Origin of the sequence: Micromonospora sp. NBRC 110037, from assembly GCF_001652995.1 — a bacterium.
Classification (GTDB): domain Bacteria; phylum Actinomycetota; class Actinomycetes; order Mycobacteriales; family Micromonosporaceae; genus Micromonospora; species Micromonospora chalcea.
In genome coordinates this window covers 384,954-408,697 of the sequence record NZ_BBVA01000003.1, presented here as the reverse complement: position 1 = coordinate 408,697, position 23,744 = coordinate 384,954, and the positions used below count along the sequence as shown (strand labels likewise).

General features: G+C 74.5%; 24 protein-coding genes. 11 read left to right on the top strand and 13 right to left on the bottom strand.

Annotation, left to right across the window (positions count from 1 at the left end):
- Window positions 1-50 precede the first annotated feature (50 nt).
- Window positions 51-602 (bottom strand): peroxiredoxin-like family protein, encoded by a 552-nt coding sequence (locus tag A4R25_RS11900; RefSeq protein WP_064446746.1) that lies wholly within the window; start codon window positions 600-602, stop codon window positions 51-53.
- 69 nt (window positions 603-671) lie between these two features.
- Between A4R25_RS11900 and A4R25_RS11895 the strand changes: the two genes are divergently transcribed.
- On the top strand, window positions 672-1,295 hold the full coding sequence (locus A4R25_RS11895) for a TetR/AcrR family transcriptional regulator (RefSeq protein WP_187693837.1): 624 nt from the start codon (window positions 672-674) through the stop codon (window positions 1,293-1,295).
- 75 nt (window positions 1,296-1,370) lie between these two features.
- Here A4R25_RS11895 and A4R25_RS11890 read toward each other — a convergent pair whose 3' ends face one another.
- From A4R25_RS11890 to A4R25_RS11875, 4 genes are all read right to left on the bottom strand, one after another.
- On the bottom strand, window positions 1,371-1,811 hold the full coding sequence (locus tag A4R25_RS11890) for an HNH endonuclease (protein WP_043327959.1): 441 nt from the start codon (window positions 1,809-1,811) through the stop codon (window positions 1,371-1,373).
- Window positions 1,812-2,027: 216 nt separating this feature from the next.
- Entirely contained in the window at window positions 2,028-3,164 is a 1,137-nt protein-coding gene (locus A4R25_RS11885) for a hypothetical protein (RefSeq protein WP_064446744.1), read from the bottom strand.
- 54 nt (window positions 3,165-3,218) lie between these two features.
- Window positions 3,219-4,763, bottom strand: coding sequence for an FAD-dependent oxidoreductase (locus A4R25_RS11880; RefSeq protein WP_064446743.1), 1,545 nt, complete (start codon window positions 4,761-4,763; stop codon window positions 3,219-3,221).
- A 226-nt stretch (window positions 4,764-4,989) separates the two neighbouring features.
- Complete coding sequence (locus A4R25_RS11875) at window positions 4,990-5,469, bottom strand: MSMEG_6728 family protein (protein ID WP_043327962.1); 480 nt, start codon at window positions 5,467-5,469, stop codon at window positions 4,990-4,992.
- An 87-nt stretch (window positions 5,470-5,556) separates the two neighbouring features.
- On the opposite strand from A4R25_RS11875, the gene A4R25_RS11870 reads away from it, so the two are divergent.
- On the top strand, window positions 5,557-7,341 hold the full coding sequence (locus A4R25_RS11870) for a TrkA family potassium uptake protein (RefSeq protein WP_369799321.1): 1,785 nt from the start codon (window positions 5,557-5,559) through the stop codon (window positions 7,339-7,341).
- Between the two features lie 9 nt (window positions 7,342-7,350).
- Here the strand turns inward: A4R25_RS11870 and A4R25_RS11865 are convergent, their stop codons facing one another.
- A complete protein-coding gene (locus tag A4R25_RS11865) occupies window positions 7,351-8,592 on the bottom strand; it encodes an APC family permease (RefSeq protein ID WP_064446742.1) in 1,242 nt (413 codons plus the stop codon).
- Between the two features lie 47 nt (window positions 8,593-8,639).
- Complete coding sequence (locus A4R25_RS11860; RefSeq protein WP_064446741.1) at window positions 8,640-9,413, bottom strand: phosphatase PAP2 family protein; 774 nt, start codon at window positions 9,411-9,413, stop codon at window positions 8,640-8,642.
- A gap of 111 nt (window positions 9,414-9,524) precedes the next feature.
- Here A4R25_RS11860 and A4R25_RS11855 point away from each other — a divergent pair, with 111 nt between their 5' ends.
- Window positions 9,525-10,733, top strand: coding sequence for a DUF4032 domain-containing protein (locus tag A4R25_RS11855; RefSeq protein WP_030502801.1), 1,209 nt, complete (start codon window positions 9,525-9,527; stop codon window positions 10,731-10,733).
- Window positions 10,734-10,745: 12 nt separating this feature from the next.
- Here A4R25_RS11855 and nagA read toward each other — a convergent pair whose 3' ends face one another.
- The 3 genes from nagA to A4R25_RS11840 form a co-directional block, all read right to left on the bottom strand.
- Window positions 10,746-11,855, bottom strand: a complete 1,110-nt coding sequence (gene nagA / locus A4R25_RS11850; protein ID WP_064446740.1) for an N-acetylglucosamine-6-phosphate deacetylase — start codon at window positions 11,853-11,855, stop codon at window positions 10,746-10,748.
- Window positions 11,852-12,784, bottom strand: coding sequence for an ROK family protein (locus A4R25_RS11845; protein WP_064446739.1), 933 nt, complete (start codon window positions 12,782-12,784; stop codon window positions 11,852-11,854). The genes nagA and A4R25_RS11845 overlap by 4 nt, the downstream gene beginning before the upstream one ends.
- Window positions 12,785-12,863: 79 nt before the next feature.
- Window positions 12,864-13,793: an SIS domain-containing protein gene (locus tag A4R25_RS11840; RefSeq protein ID WP_043327967.1), complete on the bottom strand. Its 930-nt coding sequence runs from the start codon at window positions 13,791-13,793 to the stop codon at window positions 12,864-12,866.
- A gap of 199 nt (window positions 13,794-13,992) precedes the next feature.
- Between A4R25_RS11840 and A4R25_RS11835 the strand changes: the two genes are divergently transcribed.
- The 4 genes from A4R25_RS11835 (at window position 13,993) to A4R25_RS11820 (ending at window position 17,542) form a co-directional block, all read left to right on the top strand.
- Window positions 13,993-14,778: a DeoR/GlpR family DNA-binding transcription regulator gene (locus A4R25_RS11835; RefSeq protein WP_043327968.1), complete on the top strand. Its 786-nt coding sequence runs from the start codon at window positions 13,993-13,995 to the stop codon at window positions 14,776-14,778.
- A 163-nt stretch (window positions 14,779-14,941) separates the two neighbouring features.
- A complete protein-coding gene (locus tag A4R25_RS11830) occupies window positions 14,942-15,940 on the top strand; it encodes an ATP-binding cassette domain-containing protein (protein WP_043327969.1) in 999 nt (332 codons plus the stop codon).
- Window positions 15,937-16,950: an ABC transporter permease subunit gene (locus tag A4R25_RS11825; RefSeq protein WP_064446738.1), complete on the top strand. Its 1,014-nt coding sequence runs from the start codon at window positions 15,937-15,939 to the stop codon at window positions 16,948-16,950. Before A4R25_RS11830 ends, A4R25_RS11825 begins: the two co-directional genes overlap by 4 nt.
- A gap of 136 nt (window positions 16,951-17,086) precedes the next feature.
- Complete coding sequence (locus tag A4R25_RS11820) at window positions 17,087-17,542, top strand: DUF3263 domain-containing protein (protein ID WP_064446737.1); 456 nt, start codon at window positions 17,087-17,089, stop codon at window positions 17,540-17,542.
- 6 nt (window positions 17,543-17,548) lie between these two features.
- Here A4R25_RS11820 and A4R25_RS11815 read toward each other — a convergent pair whose 3' ends face one another.
- A complete protein-coding gene (locus A4R25_RS11815) occupies window positions 17,549-17,761 on the bottom strand; it encodes a hypothetical protein (protein ID WP_013288875.1) in 213 nt (70 codons plus the stop codon).
- A 151-nt stretch (window positions 17,762-17,912) separates the two neighbouring features.
- On the opposite strand from A4R25_RS11815, the gene A4R25_RS11810 reads away from it, so the two are divergent.
- From A4R25_RS11810 to A4R25_RS11795, 4 genes are all read left to right on the top strand, one after another.
- Window positions 17,913-18,815 (top strand): hypothetical protein, encoded by a 903-nt coding sequence (locus tag A4R25_RS11810; protein WP_064446736.1) that lies wholly within the window; start codon window positions 17,913-17,915, stop codon window positions 18,813-18,815.
- 149 nt (window positions 18,816-18,964) lie between these two features.
- The gene (locus tag A4R25_RS11805; protein ID WP_043327973.1) at window positions 18,965-19,474 is read left to right on the top strand and encodes a GNAT family N-acetyltransferase; all 510 of its coding nucleotides are present in this window, start codon (window positions 18,965-18,967) and stop codon (window positions 19,472-19,474) included.
- A gap of 126 nt (window positions 19,475-19,600) precedes the next feature.
- A complete protein-coding gene (locus tag A4R25_RS11800; RefSeq protein WP_043327974.1) occupies window positions 19,601-20,008 on the top strand; it encodes a hypothetical protein in 408 nt (135 codons plus the stop codon).
- Between the two features lie 2 nt (window positions 20,009-20,010).
- A complete protein-coding gene (locus A4R25_RS11795; protein WP_082930987.1) occupies window positions 20,011-20,961 on the top strand; it encodes an SRPBCC family protein in 951 nt (316 codons plus the stop codon).
- Window positions 20,962-20,965: 4 nt separating this feature from the next.
- Here the strand turns inward: A4R25_RS11795 and A4R25_RS11790 are convergent, their stop codons facing one another.
- On the bottom strand, window positions 20,966-23,203 hold the full coding sequence (locus A4R25_RS11790; RefSeq protein WP_043327975.1) for an AAA family ATPase: 2,238 nt from the start codon (window positions 23,201-23,203) through the stop codon (window positions 20,966-20,968).
- A gap of 37 nt (window positions 23,204-23,240) precedes the next feature.
- Window positions 23,241-23,732 carry a hypothetical protein gene (locus A4R25_RS11785; RefSeq protein ID WP_043330885.1) on the bottom strand — a complete coding sequence of 164 codons (492 nt, stop codon included), beginning with the start codon at window positions 23,730-23,732 and terminating at the stop codon, window positions 23,241-23,243.
- Window positions 23,733-23,744 lie beyond the last annotated feature (12 nt).

Genomic DNA, 23,744 nt, shown 5'->3' with positions numbered 1-23,744 from the left:
CGTTTGCCCGGCGCTCCCCGAAGCGTACGTCCCGACCGGCGATCCAGCGGTCACCGCGCCGACCGGCTCCGGCTGACCTGGGCCAGCAGTTCGTCCACCGGCCACTGGTCGGAGGCGTGTTCGCCGTACTTCTCGGCGAGCACCCGCCCGTCCGGCGCGATCAGGAAGTCGGCCGGCAGCCCGAACCGGCCGCCGTGCGGCGTAAGGGACGGCGACCGCTCCCGTCCGCGCAGGATGTACCAGGTGCTGATCGCCACGCCGCGCAGGATCGGCAGCCAGGCGCGCGGGTCGAGCAGCGACCGCCGCGCCGACTCCACCCCGAACTCCCGGTAGAGCCGCCGGTCCGGATCGGCCACCACGGCGAACGGCAGGTCGGCGACGTGCTCGCGCAACTCGTCGGCGGGGGAGTGGAAGAGCACCACCTCGCGTACGCCCGCCGCCTCGATCTCGGCGTGCCGGCGGACGATCGAGCGCAGGTGGAGGTTGCAGACCGGGCAGCCGGCGAAGCGACGGAACTGGAGGTGGACCAGGCGGTCCGGGTCCGGCAGGGCGACCTGGGCACCGGTCACGCTGGTGAGATGGCGAGGGGTGACGACGTCCATGCGCGCTCCCGTTGTAGGCGTACGACGTACTCCTACAACCGTAGGCGTATCTTGTACGCTGTCAAGGCCATGCCCCGTCCCCGTTCCCTGACCCCGGCCCAGCTCGCCGACGCGGCGCTCGCGGTGCTCGACCGGGACGGCCTCGCCGGCCTCACCATGCGCGCGGTCGGCGCGCAGCTCGGCACCAGCACGATGGGCCTCTACCGCTACGTCGCCGACCGCGACGAGTTGGAAGCGCTCGTCGTCGAGCGGGTCCTCGAACCGGTCGACACCCGTCCGCCGCCCGACGTCCCGTGGGCGGACGGCATCCGGGACCTGGCCGAGCGGGTACGCCGCGCGGTCGGTCTCCACCCGGCAGTGGTGCCGTTGCTCCCCGCGTACCGGCACCGCTCGCCGACGATCCTGCGCTGGGGCGAGGCGGTGCTCGCGGTGCTGACCGGGGCCGGCTTCACCGGCACCGGACGGGTGATCGCGTTCCGCGCCCTGCTCGGCTACGTGGTCGGCGCGATCCAGATGGAACACCTCGGCGCGCTGGCCGGGCCCGGCACGGCTGTCATCGCGGCGCTGCCCCGCGACGAGTTCCCCCTGCTCGCCGCGACCGCGCGCGATGCCGGCGTGGTCGTACCGGAGGACGAGTTCGGCGGCGGGCTGGACCTCCTGCTCGACGGGCTGGCCCGGCGTCTCGACAGGTAGGCGCACTGGTGGGACCGGCGGGCGCGGCGCCGGGGCGTACCCCCGACACCGCCCCCTGTGCCCGCCGGCCGTCCGTCACCGCGCCAGCGCGGCCCAGCTCGGCGTCACCGGAGCCCGCCGCAGCGGCATGCCCGCCTCGGCCGGGGTCCGGTCACCCTTGCGCTGGTTGCACGCGTAGCAGGCGGCGGTGGTGTTCCCCCAGGTGTTCCGGCCACCGCGCGAGCGGGGCAGGACGTGGTCGATCGTGCTGGCCGCGCCGTCGCAGTAGGCGCACCGCCGCCGGTCGCGCGCCAGCACCCCGGCCCGGGACCAGGCCGGGCCGGCGCTGAACCGCCAGCGGGTCACCACGTACCGGACGAGGCGGACCACCCGCGGCAGCGGGAAGACGCCGATCACCCGGTCCGGCTCGGCCTCGTGGATTTCGGCGACCCGGCGGCAGAGCATCCGGATCGCGTGCTTGACGGTGACCCGGTGCAGCGGGCCGAGGTCGGCGTTTATGACGAGGACGGCGTCCACCGGGCTCTCCCTTCACGATCGGCGGTACGGCGACGAAAAAGCCGCCCGGTCCACGGGACCGGGCGGCGACGACGGGGACGCGCGACGCGCGTCAGTCGTGCCCTCCGGGCCAGGGACCGTGTTCCCGGCAGCCGTCGCCGAGCAGCCACGACGTCATCGTGGTGGCGTATCGCAGCGACATCGACGGCTCCTGGAACGGTGGTTGACCTTGCTCGCTCACGGTAGATCGATTCGGGAATCGTGGCCAACGTATTTCGATCCGTCCTCGGTGGGTCGCCGCTGCCGTCCGGCCCGGCCGGCGCTTCGCGCGGCGGCGAGCGGCCGGTCGATCCGGGCGGTCATCTGCACCACCAGCTCGCTGTCCAGCAACGGACGGTTCACCTCGGCGGCCACCGACAGCGTCGGCGTGGAGATCGACCGCCAGATCGCGGTGAGCCCGGCGCCGAGGCCGACGAGCGCCACCGTCGCCCGGGTGGTGGGGGAGCCGGCCGCCGCGGCGGCGCTGACACCCACCACCGCCAGCAGCACCACAAGCAGTGGTGCCAGCACCGGCCAGAAGATGCCCCGGGCCGCCTGCGCCACCAGCTTCCGGTCCCGGATGACGACGTTGCGGGCGATCACCGCCCAGTTCTCCTCGTCCAGCAGGTCGCGCGGATGCAGCCCACCGGTGAGCACGTCCTGCCACAGGTCGCCCTGGTTGCGCAGCTCCCGGGCCAGGTCGGCGAGTCCGGCCTCGCCCGGGTCGCCGACGGTGGCCCGGCCGACAGCCGTGGCCCAGGCGGCGAGCGAGCGGCGCACCACGGCGGCCGAGTACGGCGGCAGCACGCTCGCCAGCTCGTCCAGCCACCTGCCGATCTGGAGGTGCCGGCCACCGAACCGGCCCGGGAGCCGGTCGGCGTCGCCGCGCCGTACGGTGTCGGCGAGCGAGCGCCCGAGCCGGTACGCCACACCCACCCGGTGGTTCGTCGCCATCGTCCAGCGCAGCACGTCGATGTTGAGGTCGTCGAGCGCCCGCAGCAACGGGTCCCGGTCGGCGCCGGTGGCGCGGCGGGCGGCGGCGGTGGACGGCACGGTACGGCCCGCCGGGGTCAGCGGCGCGATCTGGGCCAGCGCCACGTCCACGCCGTCCAGGTACATGCCGAGCCGGTGCCACCCGGCCAGCTCGGTCAGGTTCGACAGCTTCGGCGGCGCGACCGTCGGCCGGTCCCCGCCGTCGGTCAGGTCGGCGGTCTGCGCGTGGTGGTAGGCGTCCGCCATCGACCAGCCGAGTCGCAGCGCGGTGACCACCGCGGTCCGTTCGTCCCGTGGTGTCCCGTGCTCCTCGTCGCGCCGCTCCCGCGTCGCGGTGCTCACCGCCCGACCTCCCGTGTCATCGGATCAGTCGAGCGTAGAGGCGTTTTCGTCCGCCTATGACCGTTTCGGGCCCACCCTGCCGGCCAGCAGGCCGCGCGGACGGATCGAGCGGACCGCCTCGGCCGCCGCCCCCTCGGCACGCAGGATGTGGTTCGCCGCGATGATCCCGGTGGCCGCCGACCGTTCCATCAACGCGCTCGGGAACTCCGTGCGGATGCCGTCCCCGGCCAGGTAGAGGCCCGCCGCGTCGGTCTCCACCCCCGGACGGCCGGCGTGGCTGCCAGGCGTGAACGCCGGGGCCTGCGCCTCGACCCGGGCGCGCAACTCGCGTACCCGCAGATCGGCCACCTCCGGCCAGAGCGCGGTCAGCTCCCGCAGCATCCGGGCGGCCAGCTCGTCGGCCGGCACGTCCGGCTCGCAGGCGTACGCGTGCAGCTCCACCACCGAGCCGCCGGTCCGCTCCGCCCAGCGGCGGGGCTCGTCCTCCAGCCGGTGGTAGAGCGTCACCGAGTCCAGCGTGGGCTGCCGGGAGACGCCACTGAACACCGCCCGGTCCGGGCGGACGTCCCCGTCCATCCAGTACCGCGCCACCGCGTACGGCGGCCCGGGTGTGCCGAACGCGGGCATCCGCGCCACCAGCTCGGGCGCCGCCGCGACCAGGCCGGGCGAGGCGCCGACCAGCGCGGCGAGCGCCGGCGGGTCCACCGCGAGCACCACGTGCGGCGCCTCCCAGACGTCGCCGTCCGCGCCGGTGACGCGCCAGCCCGCCGGGGTACGGTCCAGCCGGGCCGCCGGAGCGCCGGTCAGCACCCGGCCGCCGTGCTTCTCCACGTGCCGGGTCAGCGGCTCCCAGATCGCCGTCGCGTAGTCCCGGTCCGGGCAGTCGAACGCCAGCCCCTCCGGGTTGCCGAGCAGGTAGAAGTGGAACTGCGCGATCATCTCGGCGGCCGACATCTCGGCCTCGTGGTTGAAGAACGAGTGGGAGAAGACCTCGAAGAGCATGGCCCGCGCCCGGTCCGGCAGGCGCAGCGAGGTGAGCAGCTCGTCGGCAGTGCGCTCGTCGAACTCCTCGTAGGTGCGCACCGGGTCGTAGGTGAGCAGCGGCAGCGCGGCGTCCCGATCCATCGTGCGTAGGTCCGCCAGGCGCAGGCTCGGGCTGCGCAGCAGCAGCGCCAGCAGGTTCGCCGGCGGCGCGGGCGGCAGCTTGCCGAACTCCTCCGTGGGCCACTGCTCGGACAGGATCGGGTAACCCGGGATCGGCTTGAGGAAGCCCAGCGCCGGGTCGACTCGGCGCAGGATCGACCGCCAGTTCCAGTACTGCCGGAAGAACGCGTGGAAGCCGTGCTCGTTGCGCTGGACGCCGTCGGGCAGCTCCTCCGGCCAGGCGCCGAGCCGGCCGCCGAGGTGCGGCGCGGCCTCCAGCACGGTCACCGCAACCCCGCGCTCGGCCAGCACCACCGCCGCCGACATGCCGGCGATGCCGCCGCCGACCACCAGCGCCGCGACCGGTCGCGGCACGCAGGGAGCGCCACCGCCGCCCGGGTCCACCACGTGCTCGCGTACGCCGATCAGGCGACCTACCACTTGCGACAGACTCACGGGGCATCCTTCAGTCGGTGGTCCCCCCAGTCTGCCCGAGGTGAAAGGAAGGGGCCCTTTTTAACGCATACGGATGTGCGGGGGCCCTTCTTAACGCCGGGCGGCCCGGTTACGTCCGCGCCGCGCGCCGGCCGCCCGCGCGCCGAGTGCGCCGCGCGGCGGCGTGGGGGAGGTGTTAACAAGGGGCCCTTCCTCTACCGGAGGCGTTAAGAAGGGGCCCTTCCTTTCACTCCAGGCAGTGGCGGGGGCGGTCGGAGGGGGGCCAGACGTACTCCAGGTCGGGGGAGACGTCGGTGAACAGCCGCGCATAGTGGACCGGGTCCTTGCGCAGCAGCGACGACCGGTGGCTGCGGTGCAGGTCGTCGCGGCCCAGCCAGGGCGGCAGCTCACCGGCGGCGGCCAGCTCGTCCTGGGTGCGGATCACGGCGATGCCGCAGGCGGTGGCGAGGTCGGTGGCGAGCGTGCCGGCGCAGGTGTCGGCCCGGCCGGGCTCGCACCACACCGCGCACATGTCCAGCCCGTACCGGGTCAGCGCCTCCTCGTACCCGGCCCACATCTTCACCGCGGGATGGTTGCGCCAGCCGTAGTCCGGCCGGGTCAGGCCGCGCAGCACCTGGATCGTCTCCACGCGCTGCTTGCCCAGCCGCTTCTGGTCCAGCGTCCGGGCGCTGGCCAGGAAGTCCGGATACGGCAGGAACGTCTGCATGCCGGTGCTCTACCCGTACCCGGCCACGCCATGCGTTCATGATCGAGGGGGCTGCGCGTACCGCGAGCGGCTGACTACCATCCGGACATGGCCGAGCCCCTGCGTGACCGCGCACGCCGCGCGACCGGCTGGCGGCTCCGGATGAACGGGGACGAACGCCCCCACTTCGTGGTCTGCGGCTCCGATCCGCTCGCCTACTGGGTGGTCCGGTCGCTGCTCGCCACCGACAGCGCCGACGGGCGGGTGCGGGTCACGCTCGTGGTGCCGGCCCGCCGCCGGTCCGAGGGCCCGGACGGGCGGGACGTGCCGGGGGTACGGGTCGTCACCGCCGAACGCCTCGACGAGGCGGCGTTCCGCCGGGCCGGGCTGGCCGGCGCGGCCGGGCTGGCGCTGCTGAACCAGGACGACGTGGGCAACATGCACGCCGCGCTCTGCGCCCAGGAGGTCGAGTCCCGGCTGCGCCTGGTGGTGCGCATGTTCAACACCAACCTGGCGGACGGGCTGCGCCAGCTCTTCCCCGACTCGGCGGTGCTCTCCGACGCCTCGATGGCCGCGCCCGCCTTCGTCGCCGCAGCGCTGGGCGAGGTGGCGCCGACCCACTTCCGGCACGCCGGGCGCACGCTGTACGTGGCGCGGCGCGACGACGTACGCCCCCAGGACGTGGTCTGCGGCCTGGCCGTCACCACGGACCCGGACCTGGTCCGGGTGCTGCCCGCCGACGAGGCCGCGGCCGACGTGGTGCTGGCCGAGGCGACCGGCCGGCCGGCGGGCACGGAGGTGGCCGCGCGGCGGCTGGTGCGGGCGCGGCGGCGACGGCAGCCGGCGGCGGTGCTGCTGCGCGCGGTCCGCCACTTCGCCACCCGCAAGATCGGCATCGCGGTGCTGGTGCTGCTCGGGGTGATCGCGGTGCTGGGCTGGCTCAACGCGCGGGCCGCCGACGTCAGCTGGAGCGAGGCGGTCTACCTGACGCTGGTCACCACGCTCACCGGCCAGGACCCGGACGTCAACAAGCCGGTCGCCGCCCAGGTCATGCAGGTGGTGCTCAACCTGGCCGGGCTGGCGCTGATCCCGCTGATCACGGCCGCCGTGGTCGACGGCGTCGTAAACGCCCGGCTGGCCCTGCACGCCGGGCGGGTCCAGCCGGACCGCTCCGGGCACGTGGTGCTGGTCGGGCTGGGCAACATCGGCACCCGGGTGATGGCCCAGCTGCACGACTTCGGCGTCGAGGTGGTGGCGATCGACAAGAACGCGGACGCGCGTGGCGCCGCGCTGGCGCACCGGCTGGGGGTGCCGCTGATCGTCGGCGACGCGGGCCGGGAGGAGACGCTGCGGTCCGCGTCCGTCGACACCTGCCAGGCGCTGGTGGTGGTCTCCACCGACGACGGGACGAACCTGCGTGCCGCGCTGATCGCCCGGTCGCTCGACCCGGACCTGCGCGTGGTGCTGCGGCTGTTCGACGGCGACTTCGCCGAGCGGATCCAGCAGGCGTTCGGCATCGGCATCTCGCGCAGTGTGTCCTATCTGGCCGCGCCGTCGTTCGCGGCGGCGCTGCTGGACCGCGCGGTCGTCGCCACCATCCCGGTCGACCGGCACGCGCTGCTGGTCACCGAGGTGCCGGTGGTGGCGGGCTCACCGCTGGACGGGCGTCCGCTGAGCGCGGTGGCCCGGCCCGGCGAGGTACGCCTGCTCGCGTACACCCGGCCGAACCAAAAGGCCGACTGGACGGCCGATCCGCGGATGGTGATCCAGGCCGGTGACCGGTTGACTGTGGTGGCCCGGCGGGCCGGGCTGACCGCGCTGCTGCGGGAGACCACGCCCGCGCCGCCGCCGGCGCCCGCCGGTCCACCCGCCGCGCGCCGCCCGGAGGAGTGACCGGCCGCGTCAGGCAGGTCGCCGACGGCGGCGGACGGCGTACCCGAGTGCGCCGAGCGCGAGCACGCCGAACCCGGCGAGCACGCTCGGCAGCGGCAGGTTGACCGCCAGCACCAGGCAGCCGACCAGCCCCAGCGCGGCGAGCACCCGGGCCGGTACGCGGCGGGCCGGGTCCGGGCCGAGCGTCAGCGCCGACGCGTTGGTGATCGCGTAGTAGACCAGCACGGTGCAGCTGGAGAAGCCGATCGCGCCCCGGACGTCGCCGACCGCGACGACGGCGATCACCACGGCGGCCACGGCCAGCTCGGCGCGGTGCGGCACCCGGTGGCGTGGGTGCACCGCCGCGAGCACGCGCGGCAGGTCCCGGCGGCGGGCCATCGCCAGCGAGGTGCGGCCGACGCCGGCCAGCAGCGACAGCAGCACCCCGGTCACCGCTACCGCCGCGCCGGCCCGGACCAGCCAGGCCAGCCCCGGGTGCCCGGTGGCGGTCACCACCTCGACCAGCGGCGCGTCGGTGGACGCCAGCCGGTCGGCGCCCAGCACGCCGAGCGCGACCACCGCCAGCGTCAGGTAGATCGCCAGCACCGCGCCGAGCGCCAGCGGCACCGCGCGGGGGATGGTGCGCTCCGGGTCGCGTACCTCCTCGCCCAGCGTGGCGATCCGCGCGTACCCGGCGAACGCGAAGAACAGCAGCCCGGCGGCGGTGAGCACACCGCGTGCCCCGAGGTCGGCGGGGGCGGTGAGCCGGTCGGCGGCCACCTGCGGCGCGCCGGTCACCGCCACCACGGCGAGCACTGTGAGCACCAGCGCGACCAGCACCCGGGTGGCGGCGGCGGTCTTGCCGATGCCGCGCAGGTTCACCACCGTCACCGCCACCACCGCGAGGACGGCGACGAGCCGCGCCCGCCCCGGCCACAGGTACGCCCCGACGGTCAGCGCCATGGCCGCGCAGCTCGCGGTCTTGCCGACCACGAAGCCCCAGCCGGCCAGGAAACCGGCGAACGGGTGCAGCCGTTCCCGGCCGTACACGTAGGTGCCGCCGGACTCGGGGTAGCGGGCGGCGAGCCGGGCCGAGCTGGTGGCGTTGCAGTAGGCGATGAAGCCGGCCACCGCCAGCGCGACCAGCAGACCGACGCCGCCGGCTGCCGCCGCGGCGGGGGCGAAGACCACGAAGACGCCCGCGCCGAGCATCGAGCCGAGACCGATGACGACCGCGTCGGGTACGCCGAGTCGCCGCGCCAGTTGTTCCACACCGGCAGCCTAGGAGCGTGCGGTGAACAGCGGGTGCGGTCGCCCGGTCAGCCCGGCGCGGACCAGTCGACCGGCCGCCGCCAGTCGCCGAGCCGGCGCGGCAGCGGCAGGTCGTCCCAGGGCACCCGGCGCAGCAGCCGGTCCAGCAGCAGGCCGAGCAGCAGACCGGCGATCGAGTCGGTGAGCCAGTGCCAGCCCAGGTAGACGGTGGTGCAGAAGACCACCGCCGGGGGCACCACCCGGACCACGGTGACCAGCCGGGGCGGCACGGTCCGGCCGACCGTGCGCACGAGCGGGGCCAGTAGCAGGGCCAGCACGCCGTACCAGACGATCGCGTTGGCGACGTGCCCGGACGGGTACGACTGGGCGAAGCGGACCGGCAGGTCGTGCTGGAACAGCGGCAGCGTCTGCTCGGGCGACAGGAACGGCTCCTTGACCGAGGCGCTCGGCGCCGGCCGGGCCGTCCACACCTTCAGCGGGCCGATCGTGAAGAACGTCAGCACGAACGCGACCACCGGCGGCAGGATCGGCCGCACCGAGCGCAGCCGCAGCGCCAGCAGCACGCCCAGCCCGGCCGCGAGCAGCGTCAGCGGGGTGCCCTGGCCGAGCAGGTTGAGCGTCATCGCCACCCGGCGGGCGGCGGTCGGGCGGTGCTCGTCGGACCAGTCGGCGACCGCCCGGTCGAGCCCGAACAGGTGCCCGGAGGCGAGCGCCACGGTGATCGCCACCACTGCCGCGAGCAGCAGCCCGTCGAACCACCACCCGGCCGGCCGGACCGGCCGCAGCCGCAGGTGACCGCGTACCCCTGAGGTCTGACGCACGCGACCACGCTACCGGCCGCCGACGGCGCCGGGGCGGCGCGGGCATCGGCGGCTGTGTGCCGAGCCACGAAGGGAAGCGCGGTCCGGGGGTGAGCGGTCACACTGGTTGCCGTGCGGATCACCTCGGCTCTCGTCGACCCGGCGCTGCTCGACCTCCCCTGGTCGACCCCGCTGGAGCAGTGGCCTGCCGAGCACCTGGTGGCGCTGCCGCAGGGCATCTCCCGGCACATCGTGCGGTTCGTCCGGCTCGGCGGGTACGTCTACGCGGTGAAGGAGACCGGCGAGCGGGTCGCCGAGCGCGAGTACGACCTGCTGCGGGCGCTGGAGCGGATCGACTTCCCGTCGGTGGAGGCCGTCGCCATCGTGGCCGACCGGCAGAGCGACGACGGCGAGCCGCTGGACCCGGTGCTGATCACCCGCCACCTCCAGTTCTCCCTGCCCTACCGGGCGCTGTTCTCCCGCACGCTGCGGCCGGAGACCATGAACCGTCTGCTCGACGCGCTCGCGGTGCTGCTGGTCCGGATGCACCTGACCGGTTTCTTCTGGGGCGACTGCTCGCTGTCCAACACGCTGTTCCGGCGGGACGCGGGCGCGTTCGCCGCCTACCTGGTGGACGCGGAGACCGGCGCGCTGCACCCGTCGCTGTCCAACGGGCAGCGCGGCGAGGACCTGGAGATCGCCCGGGTCAACATCTTCGGCGAGGCGCTCGACCTGCAGGCCGCCGGCCTGCTGCACGAGTCGATCGACCCGGAGGTGGTCTGCGAGGAGGTCGTACGGCGCTACGAGCAGCTCTGGCACGAGATCACCTACGAGCAGCAGGTCGAGCGCGCCGCCCGGCACGACATCGAGCGCCGCATCCGCCGCCTCAACGAGCTGGGCTTCGACGTGGCCGAGGTGGCGATGTCCACTGTCGACAACGGGCGTTACCTGGTGCGGCCGAAGGTGGTCGACGTCGGCTACCACACCCGGCGGCTGCTGCGCCTCACCGGCCTGGACGCGGAGGAGAACCAGGCCCGCCGGCTCCTCAACGACCTGGACGCCTACCGGGTGGAGAGCGATCTGACCGACGAGCAGCAGGCGGCGCACCGCTGGCTGACCGAGGTCTTCGAGCCGGTGGTCCGGGCGGTGCCCGCGCACCTGCGCCGCAAGCTGGAGCCGCAGGAGCTGTTCGCCCAGATCATCGAGCACAAGTGGCTGCTCTCCGAGCAGGCCGGGCGGGACGTGGGGATGCGCCGGGCGGTGCAGTCGTACCTGGCGGACGTGCTGGTGCACCGGCCGGACGAGCAGGCGGTGCTCGGCGTCGAGGTGCCCACCGCCTGACCGCCGGGCGGGTCACTCCACCCAGTTGCCGCCGCGCATCACCCGCACCACGTTCAGGTCGTCGTCAAGCACCACCAGGTCGGCGCGCAGCCCGGCGACCAGCGCGCCGACCCGGTCGCCCAGGCCGATCGCGCGGGCCGGGGTGGTGGCGACCATGCGGCAGGCGTCCGGCAGGGCCACGCCCGCGCCGACCGCGTGCCGCAGCGCGGCGTCCATGGTGAGCGTGCTGCCGGCGATCGCGCCGTTGTGGGCGAGCCGGGCCTCCCCGCCGGCCACGGTGACCGCCTGGCCGCCCAGCTCGTACTCGCCGTCGGGCATGCCGGCGGCGGCCATCGCGTCGGTGATCAGCGCGGCCCGCTCCGGGCCGGCCACCGAGGTGGCGAAACCGAGCATCCCGTCGTGCAGGTGCACCCCGTCGGCGACCAGCTCGCACACCACGTTCGGGGCCTCCAGCAGCGCCACCACCGGGCCGGGCTCACGGTGGTGCACCGGGCGCATCCCGTTGAACAGGTGGGTGCCGACCGTCGCGCCCGCGGCCACCGCCGCGCGGGTCTGCTCCCAGGTCGCGTCGGTGTGCCCGACCGCCGCCACCACGCCCTGCGCGACAAGCAGCTCGATCGCCTTGGTGGCGCCGTCGCGTTCCGGCGCGAGCGTGACCATGCGTACCGCGCCGCCGCCCAGCTCGATCAGCTCGGTCAGCTCGGCCGTGGACGGGTCCCGCAGGAACTCCGGGTTCTGCGCGCCGCAGCGGTCGGCAGACAGGTACGGGCCCTCGAAGTGGACGCCGGCGAGCACGCCGGACTCGACCAGCGGGCGGTAGGCGGCGGTGGCGTCGCGCATCAGCTCGAACGGGGAACTGACCAGGCTGGCCAGCAGCGTGGTGGTGCCGTGCCCGAGATGGAACGCGGCGGCCTGCCGCGCCGCCTCCGGGTCGCCGGTGGTGAACGTGTGCCCGCCGCCGCCGTGGGTGTGCATGTCCACGAAGCCCGGCACGATCCAGTGCCCGTCGCGCACCGACGGATACTCGGCGACGGCGGTGATCCGCCCGTCCGCGATCTCCACGCAGCCCTGCCGGATGACGCCGGTCGGGGTCACCACCTTGCCGGTCACGCGCCGGGTCATCGACTCTCCTTCACCAGGGTGTCCAGGGCCAGCAGGGCGGCGCCGAGGCAGCCGGCCTCGTCGCCGAGGTCGGCCGCGACCAGGCGCGGTTCGCGATGGAACGTCAGCCGCTCGCGCAGCGCCGCCCGCAGCGGGTCGAACAGCCGGGCACCGGCCTGGGCCAGCCCGCCGCCGAGCACCACTGTCGACACATCGTAGAGCGCCTGCCCGGTGGCCAGTCCGTCGGCGAGCGCCTCGACCGCGTCCTGCCACACCTCCACGGCGAGCGGTTCACCGGCCGCCGCGCGCTCGGCCACCTGGGCGGCGGTGGTGGGCGCGCCGGACAGCTCCGCGTACCGGCGTCCGATCGCCGAGGCCGACGACACCGCCTCCAGGCAGCCGGTCCGCCCGCAGCCGCAGCGCGGCCCGCCGGGCCGTACCAGGATGTGGCCGATCTCCCCGGCGGCGCCGTGCGCGCCGGTGGCGGCCGACCCGTCGACCACGTGGGCGGCGGCGATGCCGGTGCCGATGGCGACGAACAGGACGTGGCCGGCGTCCCGCCCGGCCCCGAGGCGCGCCTCGGCCAGGCCTCCGGCACGCACGTCGTGGCCGAGCGCCGCGGGCAGTCCGAGCCGTGTGCGGGCCAGCTCCCGCAGGGGTACGTCCCGGAAGCCCACGTTCGCCGACCAGACCGCCACGCCGCGCGCCTCGTCGACCACTCCGGGTACGGCGATGCCGCAGGCCACCGGCGCACGGCCGTCGGCGCGGGCCTTGCCGGCCAGCCCTTCGGCCACGTCGAGGATCGTGCCGACCACCGCCTCCGGGCCGCGCTGCGCGCCGGTGTCGTGCCGTTCGGTGTGCACTGTCGTGCCGTCCGGCCGGACCAGGGCGCACTTCATCCCGGTGCCGCCCACGTCCAGCGCGACGACGACCTCGTCGCCTCCACTCACGCCGTGGGCTCGCTTCGCTCGCTCACGCCGTGCTGACTGGGCATGCGCTCACGGCCCTCGCTGCGCTCGGTGCGTTCGCTCATGCCAGGACCACGGACCGGGTCAGGTGACGCGGCGCGTCCGGGTCGAGGCCACGGGTGGTCGCGAGCGCGACCGCGAAACGCTGGGCCAGGATCAGGTCGGCCATCGGGTCGACCGGGTTGCGCCCGGCCGCCCAGCTCGTCAGCACCGTGCGCCAGCCGTGCGTGCGGCTGTGCACGAACGCGGCGCCGGTGGCGGCCACGTCCTCCGGCAGGCCGTCCGGGATCTCGCCGAGCGCCCACACCAGCCGGCCGGGGGCGGCGACCGAGATCGGGCCGTGGCGGTAGTCCATCGCCGGGTACGCCTCGGCCCAGAACGTGGCCGCCTCGCGGCACTTCAGCGCGGCCTCCTGGGCCAGCCCGACGGTCCAGCCGCGGCCGAGGAAGGTGACCTGCTCGATGCCGGCCGGGTCGATCGGCAGCGGGGCCCGGACGGCCACCTCCGCGTCGGCGGCGAGCCGGCTGAGGTCCTCGCCGAGGTGGGCGCGCAGCAGCGCGAGCGCGGTGGTGGCGAAGCGGGTCTGCACCACCGACCGCTCGTCGGCGAAGGGGAGCGCGACAGTGGCGTCCGCGGACGCGACGGCGGCCGAGTCCGGGTCGCCGACGAGGACCGTGGTGGGGATCCGCCCGCGCAGCGCGGCGAGCAGGTCGAGCACCTCGGTGGTGGTGCCGGAGCGGGTGATCGCGATGAGCCGGTCGTAGTGGCGGCCGGTGGGGAACTCGCTGGCCTGGAAGGCGTCGGTCTCGCCGTGGCCGGCGGCCTCGCGCAGCCCGGCGTACGCCATGGCCATGAACCACGACGTGCCGCAACCGACCACCGCGACCCGCTCGCCGGGGCGCGGCAGGCGCTCGGCGACGGTCGGAGCGAGTCGCGCCGCCTCCCGCCAGCAGTCGGGCTGGCTCGCGATCTCCGCGTGCACGTACGCCATGACAACTCCTCGCCGGGAAAAACCCTTGCGCAATACGGCGCGATACTGCCGTCTTTCGCGCGTCATTCTGCGCGAAGCGGCGTGGTTGTGGCAACTGTCTCCAAGTTCGCGCAGCGAAGGCTTTTGCGCGGACTGAGTTTCGCGCACTAGTGTGCACGCAACCGATCACCGTTCACGCATAGTCAGGGAGGCCCCAGCGGTGGACCGCTACGCGCGCTGGAACGCGCTGCTGGAGATGCTGACCGACAGCGGCCGGGTCACCGTCGAGGAGGCGGCCGACCGGCTGGACGTCTCCCAGGCCACCATCCGGCGTGACTTCGACCAGCTCGCCCAGCAGCAGATGATCACCCGCACCCGGGGTGGCGCGGTCGCCAACGGCGTCTCCTACGACCTGCCGCTGCGCTACAAGACCGCGAAGCACTCGGCCGAGAAGCAGCGGATCGGCACGGCCGCCGCCGCCCTCGTCTCCCCGGGCACCGTGGTCGGCCTCAACGGCGGCACCACGAGCACCGAGGTCGCGCGGGCGCTGGCCGTACGCCCCGACCTCAACACCAGCGCGGAGGGCGCCCAGCTCACCGTGGTCACCAACGCGCTGAACATCGCCAACGAGCTGCTGGTGCGCTCGCGGATGAAGGTGGTGGTGGCCGGCGGCGTGGTCCGGCCCAAGTCGTTCGAGCTGGTCGGCCCGCTGGGCGGGGCGCTGTTGCGTGAGGTCACGCTTGACGTCGCGCTGCTCGGCGTGGACGCGATCGACCCGCAGCTCGGCGCCGCCGCGCACCACGAGGGGGAGGCGGCCATGAACAGTCTCATGGTCGCCCGCGCCAAGCGGGTCGTCGTGATAGCCGATTCCTCGAAGCTCGGTGGGCACGCGTTCGCCCGGATCTGCCCGGTGGACCGGGTCGAGACGCTGGTGACCGACTCCGGCGCGTCCCCGGACGTGGTGGCGGCGTTCCGCGAGGCCGGCGTCCACGTCGTCTGCGCCTGACGGCGCAAGGAAGGGACCCTTCTTAACGCCTGCGGTAGAGGAGGGGCCCCTTTTTAACGCGCCTCGACGCGCCTCGACACGCCGACACTGCATACCGGGTATTGCCATCCGGTGCATACCGCGTATGGTGTCGCTGACGCCTACTTATCGGGGGAGGTCAGCTGTGTCGGCTGTCCTGGAGATCGAAGGTCTCCGCAAGACGTACCGGAGCCGGAAGCGCGGGGTCCGCCACGCGCTCGACGGTTTCGACATGCGAGTGGAAGCCGGCCAGGTGCACGGCTTCCTCGGCCCGAACGGGTCGGGCAAGACCACCACGTTGCGTACGCTGCTCGGCCTGATCAAGCCGAACGGCGGCCGGATGGCGATCCTCGGTCAGGAGCTGCCGCACGCGCTGCCGGCCGTCGCCGGGCAGGTCGGCGCCATCGTGGAGAGTCCGCAGTTCTTCCCGCACTTCAGCGCGCGGGACACGCTGGGCCTGCTCGCCCAGGCGGGTGAGCTGCCCAAGCAGCGCGTGGACGAGGTGCTGGAGCTGGTCGGGCTGCGCGACCGGGCGGGTGAGCGGGTCAAGACCTACTCGCTCGGCATGAAGCAGCGCCTCGCGGTCGCCTCCGCGCTGCTCAAGAACCCCAAGCTGCTGATCCTCGACGAGCCGGCGAACGGGCTCGACCCGGGCGGCATCCGGGAGATGCGCGGCCTGATGCGGGAGCTGTCCGAGGCCGGTATGACGGTGGTGCTCTCCAGCCACATCCTGGGCGAGATCCAACTCATCTGCGACTCGGTCACCATCATCTCGCTCGGCCGCCGGGTCGCGTTCGGACCGGTCGACCAGGTGCTCGCGGCCCACTCCCAGGGCGCCGTGCGGGTACGCCTGGAGGCGGTCGACGACCTGCCCCAGGCCGCCGACGCGCTCAGCCGTGCCGGGGTCGGCGTGACCGCCGAGCCGGACCACCTGATGCTGTCCGGTGTGGACAAGCCGGCCACCGTCAGCCGCCTGCTCGCCGAGCAGGGCCTGTACGTCAGCGAGCTCACCCCGGTCGCCGTCGACCTGGAGAGCGTCTTCCTCGAACTGACCGCCACCGCGCCGGTCCCCGGCCAGCACCGTCAGGTCGATCAGTCCGCCAAGGTCGACCAGACCGGCACCGCAGGAGGTTGGGGCGCATGAGCCTGTTCGTCACCGAGCTGCGCCGGCTCGGCAAGCGCCGGCTGACCCGGCTGATGCTCGTGCTCCTGGTGCTCGGCCTGGCCACCGTCGCGACCGCGTTCAGTTTCTCCAGCGAGAAGCTCTCGCCCGTGGTGGTGGCCGAGGCCGAGGCCAAGGCGAACAACGACTACCAGTCCGCGATGACGGACTGGAAGCGTAACGTCGCGGAGTGCGAGGCGGTCCAGGCGCGCGGCGAGAAGACCGAGGAGCGGTACGGCCCGAACTGCGGCAAGGACTACCAGCCGCAGCCCGACATGTTCGAGGCGAAGTGGTACCTGCCGTACCAGTTCGACTTCCGGGCCGAGTTCCCCATGTTCATCGCCGTGTTCGCCGCCTCCGTGGCGCTGTTCGGCTTCATCGTCGGCGCCTCCTTCGTGGGCGCCGAGTGGAACACCGGCGGGATGATGAACCTGCTGTTGTGGCGACCGAAGCGGCTGACCGTGCTGGGCACGAAGCTGGCCGCCCTGCTGACCACGGTGTTCGGCCTGACCGTGGTGCTCGGCGCGCTCTGGACGGCGGCGTTCTGGCTGATCGCCGGCCAGCGGGGCAGTACCGCGAAGATGACCGCCGGGGTGTGGCAGTCGATCGGGCTGGACGGGCTGCGCGCGCTGGGCATGACGCTCCTCGTGGCGGCGGTCGGGTTCGCGCTGGCCTCGCTGGGCCGGCACACGGCGATGGCGCTCGGCGCGGCGGTGGGCATCTTCGCGGTGAGTGAGATCGGCATCCGGATCGCGGTCGCCGTGCTCGGGGTGCAGTTCGGCGACCGGTACGTGCTCTCCACGTACGCCCAGTCGTGGTTCCTGAAGCAGGCGGAACTGTTCGACTACGACACCTGTCAGTTCTCCCAGGGCGCCTGCGAGCCGGCCACGTACGTGGTCACCTGGCAGCAGTCGGCTGTGGTGTTCGGCGTGGCCCTGGTGGGCGCGGTCGTGGCCGCGTTCTGGACGATGCGGCGGCGGGACATCGCCTGACCTGGTCCGCGCCGCCGGCTCCCCCCGGCGGCGCGGACCCCGCGTCCGATGCGGCCGGGGGCGGCCCTGGTTACGCTGGGGCTCCCCCGGCCGGCGCGCTCCGCGTGCCGGTCACCCGCCGTCGGAGAGGAGCGCCATGTCCGCCGACGCCTCGCAGCGGGCCGCCGTCGACCCGTCCGGCCCGGCAGCGGGTACGCGCCACGCGGGCGGGACGGTTCCGCCACCGCGCACCGCTCCGCCCGTCGAGTCCACCGCACCGTCGGAGTCCGTCCGGCCCGGGTCGCCGCCCGTCGAGTCCACCGCGCCGGTCGAGCAGCCCGGTCCGGAAGCGGCGGATACGGGCGCCGCGGGCACGACGCCGGCCGGCCTCACCGAGCGGGAGCAGCGGATCCTCGCCTTCGAGGCGCAGTGGTGGAAGCACGCCGGAGCCAAGGAACAGGCCATCCGGGACACGTTCGGGCTCTCCGCGACCCGCTACTACCAGCTGCTCAACGCGCTGCTCGACCACCCGGCCGCGCTCGCCGCCGATCCGGTGCTGATCGGCCGGCTGCGCCGGCTGCGCTCGTCGCGGGCCCGCAACCGGCGGCGCTGACCCGCCTCACTTCTCGTACGTGCGCAGCCCGTTGCCGATGGCGAAGAACGTCGGCGCCCACTCGCCGATGAAGATGCCCCAGCGGTCCGCCCGCGCCACTCCGGCGCGCTCCATGTGCTTGGAGAGGAACCAACTGGTGACCGAGAGGCCGATGCTGACGAACCCGGCGAGGTATGCGTGCTCCGCCCGGATGCCGCCCTCGTGCAACCGCTCCAACATCTCGAATCCCCCTGTCACCGAGACCGACCCGGTCGCGTCCGACGCTACCGAAAGCGCGGGAGTGATGACGCAGGGTTACCGCGATCGGGCCGGTGGCGGATGACCTGGCGCGGGCCGGGTAGGCGGCCGGCGACGACGAACGGAGGCGACGATGGGAGCACCGGACCGCCGGTACGCGATCGGCAGCAGGCCGGCCCGCCCGGCCGGGGAGGCGCCGGTGATGCGGGTGCGTTCCGCCTCCGACCCGGCGCCGGGCCGCCCGGAGAACGAGGACGTGGTCTTCCGGATCGGCCCGCTCGTCGGCGTCCTCGACGGGGCCACCGTGCCGGAGGGCTTCGACACCGGATGCGTGCACGGTCCCGCCTGGTACGTCCGGCACCTGGCCGCCCGGATCGGCCTGGCGATCGCGGCCCGGCCCGCCGCCACGCTGATGAGCAGCCTCGCGGCGGCGATCCTCGCGGTCCGGGCCGACCACGGCGGGACGTGCGACCTGGACCATCCCGGCACCCCCTCGTCCACCGTCTGCCTGCTGCGGGAAAGCGGCGACCGGGTCGACTACCTGGTGCTCTGCGACAGCCCGCTGGTGCTCGACACCGACCGCGGGATCGAGGTGGTCACCGACGACCGGCTCGCGGACGCGGTGGCCGACCTGCGTCGCAGCGCCGCCGCGCTGCCCGACGGCGAGACCGACCCGGCGACCCGGTTCCGGCGGGCGACGACGGTGCAGCGGACCCGGATGAACCGCACCCACGGCTACTGGACGGCGGCGAGCGACCCGGACGCGGCGTACCACGCGCTGACCGGCACGCTTCCGCTGCGCGGTCCGGGTGCGCTGCGCCGGGCCGCGCTGCTCAGCGACGGCGCCTCCTGCGCGGTCGACCAGTTCGGCCTGTTCGACTGGGCCGGGCTGCTGGAGGTGCTGACCGTGGCGGGCCCGGAAGGGCTGATCGATCGGGTCCGCGCGGCCGAGCGGGACCACCCGGAGCGGCTGCGGCGGCGCAAGCGCACCGACGACGCCTCGGTGGTGCTGTGCGAGTTCGCTCCTCCGGCGTGAGCACGCTCACGCCGGAACACCCGGTCGGATGACAACGCAGCGTGAGGCGGAACACCCCGGGGGTACGACCGGCCGAGGCGGTCGGCCATAGCGGCAATCCGGGCCCAAAGGGGTGGACGGCCCGGACAGGTAGCGGCAGACTGCGCCTCGTGACGGGTGCGGTACGGCTGGAGCCGGTGGACGAGCGGAACCTGGAACCGTTGCTCTCCGTAGCGGCGGCGGAGGCGGAACCGGAGGACGTGATGCCTCCGGTGCAGGCGCCCGCGGGCTGGTCGCTCGCCCGCCGGGACGCGTTCCGGGAGTTCCACCGGGCGAACCTCGGCGGACTCGACGGCCCGACCCGCACCGCCATGTACGCGATCGTCTCCGGCGGCGAGGTCGTCGGCATGATCCGGATGACCCGCCGGGACGAGCCCGGCACTGTGGAGACGGGCATGTGGCTGGGCCGCTCCGCCCGGGGCCGAGGTCTCGGCGCCGCCGCGCTGCGGCAGCTGCTGCACACCGCCGCGGCGGCCGGGATGCACACAGTGGTCGCGGACACCACGCCGGACAACGCGGGCGCTCTCTCCGTTCTTCGTAAATGCGGTGCGGAATTGCGCGAGGAGGGCGGAGAAGTGCACGCCCGAATGTGCCTCGACTCGGCGCTGCCGATCCGCTGAAACCCGTTCTTGCAGCTCCCTGACGCTTGACGTGAAGTTTCGGCCGCCTTTTCCGTTCCCCTGAGGAAATGTTTTCCCAACGGGGTGACGGGTAGTTCGCGCCCCGGGGAGTGCGGAGGAGAGCGGATGAAAAGCGGAGCACGGGTGGCGCTGGCGGTGGGCTTCGGCTACCTGCTGGGTCGCCGGAGGAAGATGCGTACCGCGTTGACGCTCGCCGCGGCGGTCGCCGCCGGGCGAGCCAGCCAGCGTCCCGGCGGCATCAAGCGGCTCGGCGCGGATCTGATGGGCGCCAGTCCGCAGCTGCGCAACCTCGGCGGGCTGGCGCCGCCGCTGGTGGCGGCCGGGCGGGCCGCGGCGACCGCCGCCGCCGGCAGCGGCATCGACGCGATCGGCGGCCGGCTGCGCGACGGGGCCGACGCGCTGCGCCGCCGGAGCGGCCCGGGCCGGCCGGACGCCGAGCGTTCCGCGCCGGACGAGGAACCGGAGCTGGACGAGCAGCCCGAGGCGCCGGACCGACAGCAGCGGGGGCGGTGACGATGGCGACGACCGATCTGACCGGCCGGGTACGCGACGAGATCGGCGGCGAGCTGCGCAACCTCGCCTCGGCGCTCGGTGAACGGGCCGTCCAGGCGATCAGCGACCGGGTCACCGCCGCGACCGGACGACTCAGCGAGTACGCGCAGCAGGGCGGCGACCCCGGCCTGGTCGCCGCCGCCACCGGCGCGCGGAAGCTCGCCGAGGGCAGCTCCCCGGTGAAGGCCATGTTCCATGCCGGCGTGGCCGGCGGTAGGGAGAAGCTGATGGCGGCGTTCGGCCGCAAGGGCGGCGGCGACGGCGGCCGGAAGCTCAAGGTCACCAACATCGTCGAGACCATCGAGGTCGGCGTACCGGTCCGGGTCGCCTACAACCAGTGGACGACGTTCGGCGACTTCCCGAGCTTCATGAAGAAGGTCGAACAGGCCGACTGCGACGACGAGAAGATGACCTGGAAGGCGCAGGTGCTCTGGTCGCACCGGACCTGGGAGTCGACGATCGTGCGGCAGATCCCGGACCGGCTCATCCACTGGCGGTCCACCGGCGAGAAGGGCTCGGTCGACGGCAGCGTCAGCTTCCACGAGGTCGCCCCGGAGCTGACCCGGATCCTGGTCGTGCTGCAGTACCACCCGCAGGGCTTCTTCGAGCACACCGGCAACCTGTGGCGGGCCCAGGGCCGCCGGGTCCGGCTGGAGCTGAAGCACTTCGTCCGGCACGTGATGACCCGGACCGTGCTCGACCCGGACGCGGTCGAGGGCTGGCGCGGCGAGATCGAGGACTCCCAGGTCGTCAAGGACCACGAGACCGCGCTCCGGGAGGAGCGGGGAGAGACCGGGCCGGCCGACGACGAGTACGCCGCCTACGACGAGGGCAACGACTTCGCCGACGACGAGTACGCCGACGAGCCGGTCCTCACGGCGCCGGAGCGTGCCCGCCGCCGCGACGAGCGCTGACCGGTCAGGACCGGCCGGCGGCGTACGACTCCAGGTGCGCGAGCTGCACCGGGTCCAGCGACGGCCGGACACGGTCCCGGGCCGCGCCGACGTGCGCGGCAGTCACGGTGCTCGCGTTGAGCGACTCCCGCATGGCGGCGAGCGCCGCCTCCCGTACCAGCGCGGCGCAGTCGGCGGCGGAGAAGCCGTCCAGCTCGGCGCCGAGCGCGTCGAGGTCGACGTCCGGCGCGAGCGGTACGCCCCGGGCGGCGGCGCGGAGGATCTCCGCGCGGGCCGGCCCGTCCGGCGGCGGCACGTAGACCAGACGTTCCAGCCGGCCGGGACGCAGCAGCGCCGGGTCGACCAGCTCCGGCCGGTTCGTCGCGCCGACCACCACCACGTTGCGCAGCGCCTCCACCCCGTCCAGCTCGGTGAGCAGCGCCGCCACCACCCGGTCGGTGGTGCCGCCGTCGCTGGCCTGCCCGCGTACCGGGGCCAGCGCGTCCACCTCGTCCAGGAACACCAGCGTGGGCGCGGCCTGGCGGGCCCGGCGGAACAGCTCCCGCACCGCCCGCTCGCTCTCACCCACCCACTTGGAGAGCAGCTCCGCGCCCTTCACCGACAACACGTTCGCCCGCCCGGACCCGGCCAGCGCGGTGACCAGGTAGGTCTTGCCGCAGCCGGGCGGCCCGTAGAGCAGCACCCCGCGCGGCGGCGTCACGCCCAGCCGGGCGAACGTGTCCGGGTAGGTGAGCGGCCAGAGCACCGACTCGGTGAGCGTCTGCTTGACGTCGTGCAGTCCGCCCACGTCGTCGAGCGTCACCGACGCCAGCTCCAGCGTGGACGCGGACATCGTCGTCGGCCGGACCACCTCCAGCGCCTCGGTGAAGTCCGTCATCGCCACCGTCGGCGTCTCCGCCGTCTTCTGCCGCAGCGCCGCGCGTACCCCGGCCTCGCGGACGAGCGCCGCCAGGTCCGCCGCGACGAACCCGGGGGTACGGCCGGCCACCTCGTCCAGCCGTACGTCGCCGGCCAGCGGCACCTGCCGGGTGAGCACTGTCAGCTGTTCCCGGCGCAGCGCCGCGTCGGGCAGCGGCACGGTGATCCGCAGCGCCAGCAGATCCGGGCCGCGCAGTCCCGGGTCCACCGCCTCCGGTCGCCCGCTGGTGCAGACCACCGCCACGCCGGCCCGCAGCGCCTCGGCGACCACCTGGCGGAACACGGTGGCCAGCGGACCCGGCTCGTCGGCCGGGGCGATCGCCTCCACGTCGGTGACCAGCAGCACGGCCGGTCCGCCGGCGCGTACCGCCGACGCCGCCTCGCGGAGCCTGCGGGCCGCCGCGTCGTTCGTGAGCGCGGCCAGCTCCGGCGCCCAGAGCGGGCGCAGACCCGCGCCGACCCGGGCCGCGACGGCGCGCACGAGCGCTGACTTGCCTGAGCCCGCCGGTCCCTCCACCAGCACGCCGAGCGAGACGGTGGTGCCGAGCCGGCCCAGCACCTCACGGTGGTGGAAGCCCAGGTCCAGCAGCTCGGTCAGCTCCTCGGCCTGGGCGCGCAGGCCGGGCAGCTCGTCGACGTCCGGGGCGTCCTCCGGGCCGAGCAGGCCCTCGGCCCGTTCCGTCCCGGCCGGCGCGGCCGAGGGGGCGGAGACGGGCGCGCCCGGGGACACCGGGCCGGAGCCCCGGGTGGCCGGACCGTGCTCCCAGCCCACCACCGTGTCCATGGTGACGAGCGCGCCGGCCGCCGGCTCGACGGACACGACGTTGAGCAGCGTGCTGGTCCAGGCGTACCCGACGGAGCTGGCGAGACTGCGCCGCGCGGCCTCGATCAGGCCGCGCACGGCGGCGTCCGGGAGCACGTCCTGCGGCAGCAGCGAGACGTCGTCGCCGGGCGTGACGACCTTGCCGAGCAGCGCGAGCCGCAGCATCTCCGGCGGGACCGCGGCGACCACCGCGGCCGGGCCGGCCAGCGTGAGCCGGCGCGCCGGGGTGGCCGGCAGCGGGCTCACCGTCACCTGGCCGCCGGCCCGCAGCCCCAGGTTGCCGAGCAGCAGGTCGTCGGCGTGCAGCAGGACGCCGCTGGTGCCCGGGTCGGCGGCGGCCGCGATGCCGGCGGTCGTCCGGCGGCCGGTCAGCCGCACCGGATCGCCGGGGCGCAGCGCCAGCGCGGTGAGCACCTCGGGGTGCAGGCGTACCACGCCGCGGCGGGCGTCGAGCGCGGCCGGCCGCAGCGTCGCGGTCAGGGTCAGATCGGGTTCCGCCACCCGCCGACAGTAGCCGCCGTGACCACGAGGTGCCGCCTCAGCGCGGGTCCGGGCCGTCCAGCAGCGAGGGATCCCGCCGGATCATCTCCGCCAGCCGGGCCGCCGGGTCCGACTCGACCGAGTCCTGCCCGGGGGCGGGCACCGTCTTCACCGACATGGGCCACGCCGGCGGGGGCGTCGGCGCCGAGGCCGGGCCCACCGTGACCGCGGGGCCCGACCAGGAGACCCGCAGCGGGTACGCCTGGTCGCCCACTTCCACCCGCAGCGTGACGGCGACCCCGGGGTGGTCGGCCACGACCCGCCGGACCGCGTCGGCGACCTCCTCGACCGGGTCACGCCGCGCCGGCGCCGCGCCGCCCCGCAGCCGGTACGCGCCGTGGCCCGCCCGCCCGTTGCCCGGCTCGGCCGGCAGTTCCTCCGGGACCACGTCCTGGTCGGTCCCGCCGGCCGGTTCGCCGGGCGCCCGGCGGCGCATCGCCTCCTCGCGCCGCGCCATCCGGGCCAGTGTCTCGTCCAGATCACCTCTCATGGCGTCCACCCC

Excerpts from the sequence above, each read along its gene's own strand:
- A4R25_RS11900 (WP_064446746.1), bottom strand. The coding sequence starts at position 602 with ATGGACGTCGTCACCCCTCGCCATCTCACCAGCGTGACCGGTGCCCAG.
- A4R25_RS11895 (WP_187693837.1), top strand. The coding sequence starts at position 672 with ATGCCCCGTCCCCGTTCCCTGACCCCGGCCCAGCTCGCCGACGCGGCG.
- A4R25_RS11875 (WP_043327962.1), bottom strand. The coding sequence starts at position 5,469 with ATGCAGACGTTCCTGCCGTATCCGGACTTCCTGGCCAGCGCCCGGACG.
- A4R25_RS11870 (WP_369799321.1), top strand. The coding sequence starts at position 5,557 with ATGGCCGAGCCCCTGCGTGACCGCGCACGCCGCGCGACCGGCTGGCGG.
- nagA (WP_064446740.1), bottom strand. The coding sequence starts at position 11,855 with ATGACCCGGCGCGTGACCGGCAAGGTGGTGACCCCGACCGGCGTCATC.
- A4R25_RS11840 (WP_043327967.1), bottom strand. The coding sequence starts at position 13,793 with ATGGCGTACGTGCACGCGGAGATCGCGAGCCAGCCCGACTGCTGGCGG.
- A4R25_RS11825 (WP_064446738.1), top strand. The coding sequence starts at position 15,937 with ATGAGCCTGTTCGTCACCGAGCTGCGCCGGCTCGGCAAGCGCCGGCTG.
- A4R25_RS11820 (WP_064446737.1), top strand. The coding sequence starts at position 17,087 with ATGTCCGCCGACGCCTCGCAGCGGGCCGCCGTCGACCCGTCCGGCCCG.
- A4R25_RS11815 (WP_013288875.1), bottom strand. The coding sequence starts at position 17,761 with ATGTTGGAGCGGTTGCACGAGGGCGGCATCCGGGCGGAGCACGCATAC.
- A4R25_RS11810 (WP_064446736.1), top strand. The coding sequence starts at position 17,913 with ATGGGAGCACCGGACCGCCGGTACGCGATCGGCAGCAGGCCGGCCCGC.
- A4R25_RS11800 (WP_043327974.1), top strand. The coding sequence starts at position 19,601 with ATGAAAAGCGGAGCACGGGTGGCGCTGGCGGTGGGCTTCGGCTACCTG.
- A4R25_RS11795 (WP_082930987.1), top strand. The coding sequence starts at position 20,011 with ATGGCGACGACCGATCTGACCGGCCGGGTACGCGACGAGATCGGCGGC.
- A4R25_RS11785 (WP_043330885.1), bottom strand. The coding sequence starts at position 23,732 with ATGAGAGGTGATCTGGACGAGACACTGGCCCGGATGGCGCGGCGCGAG.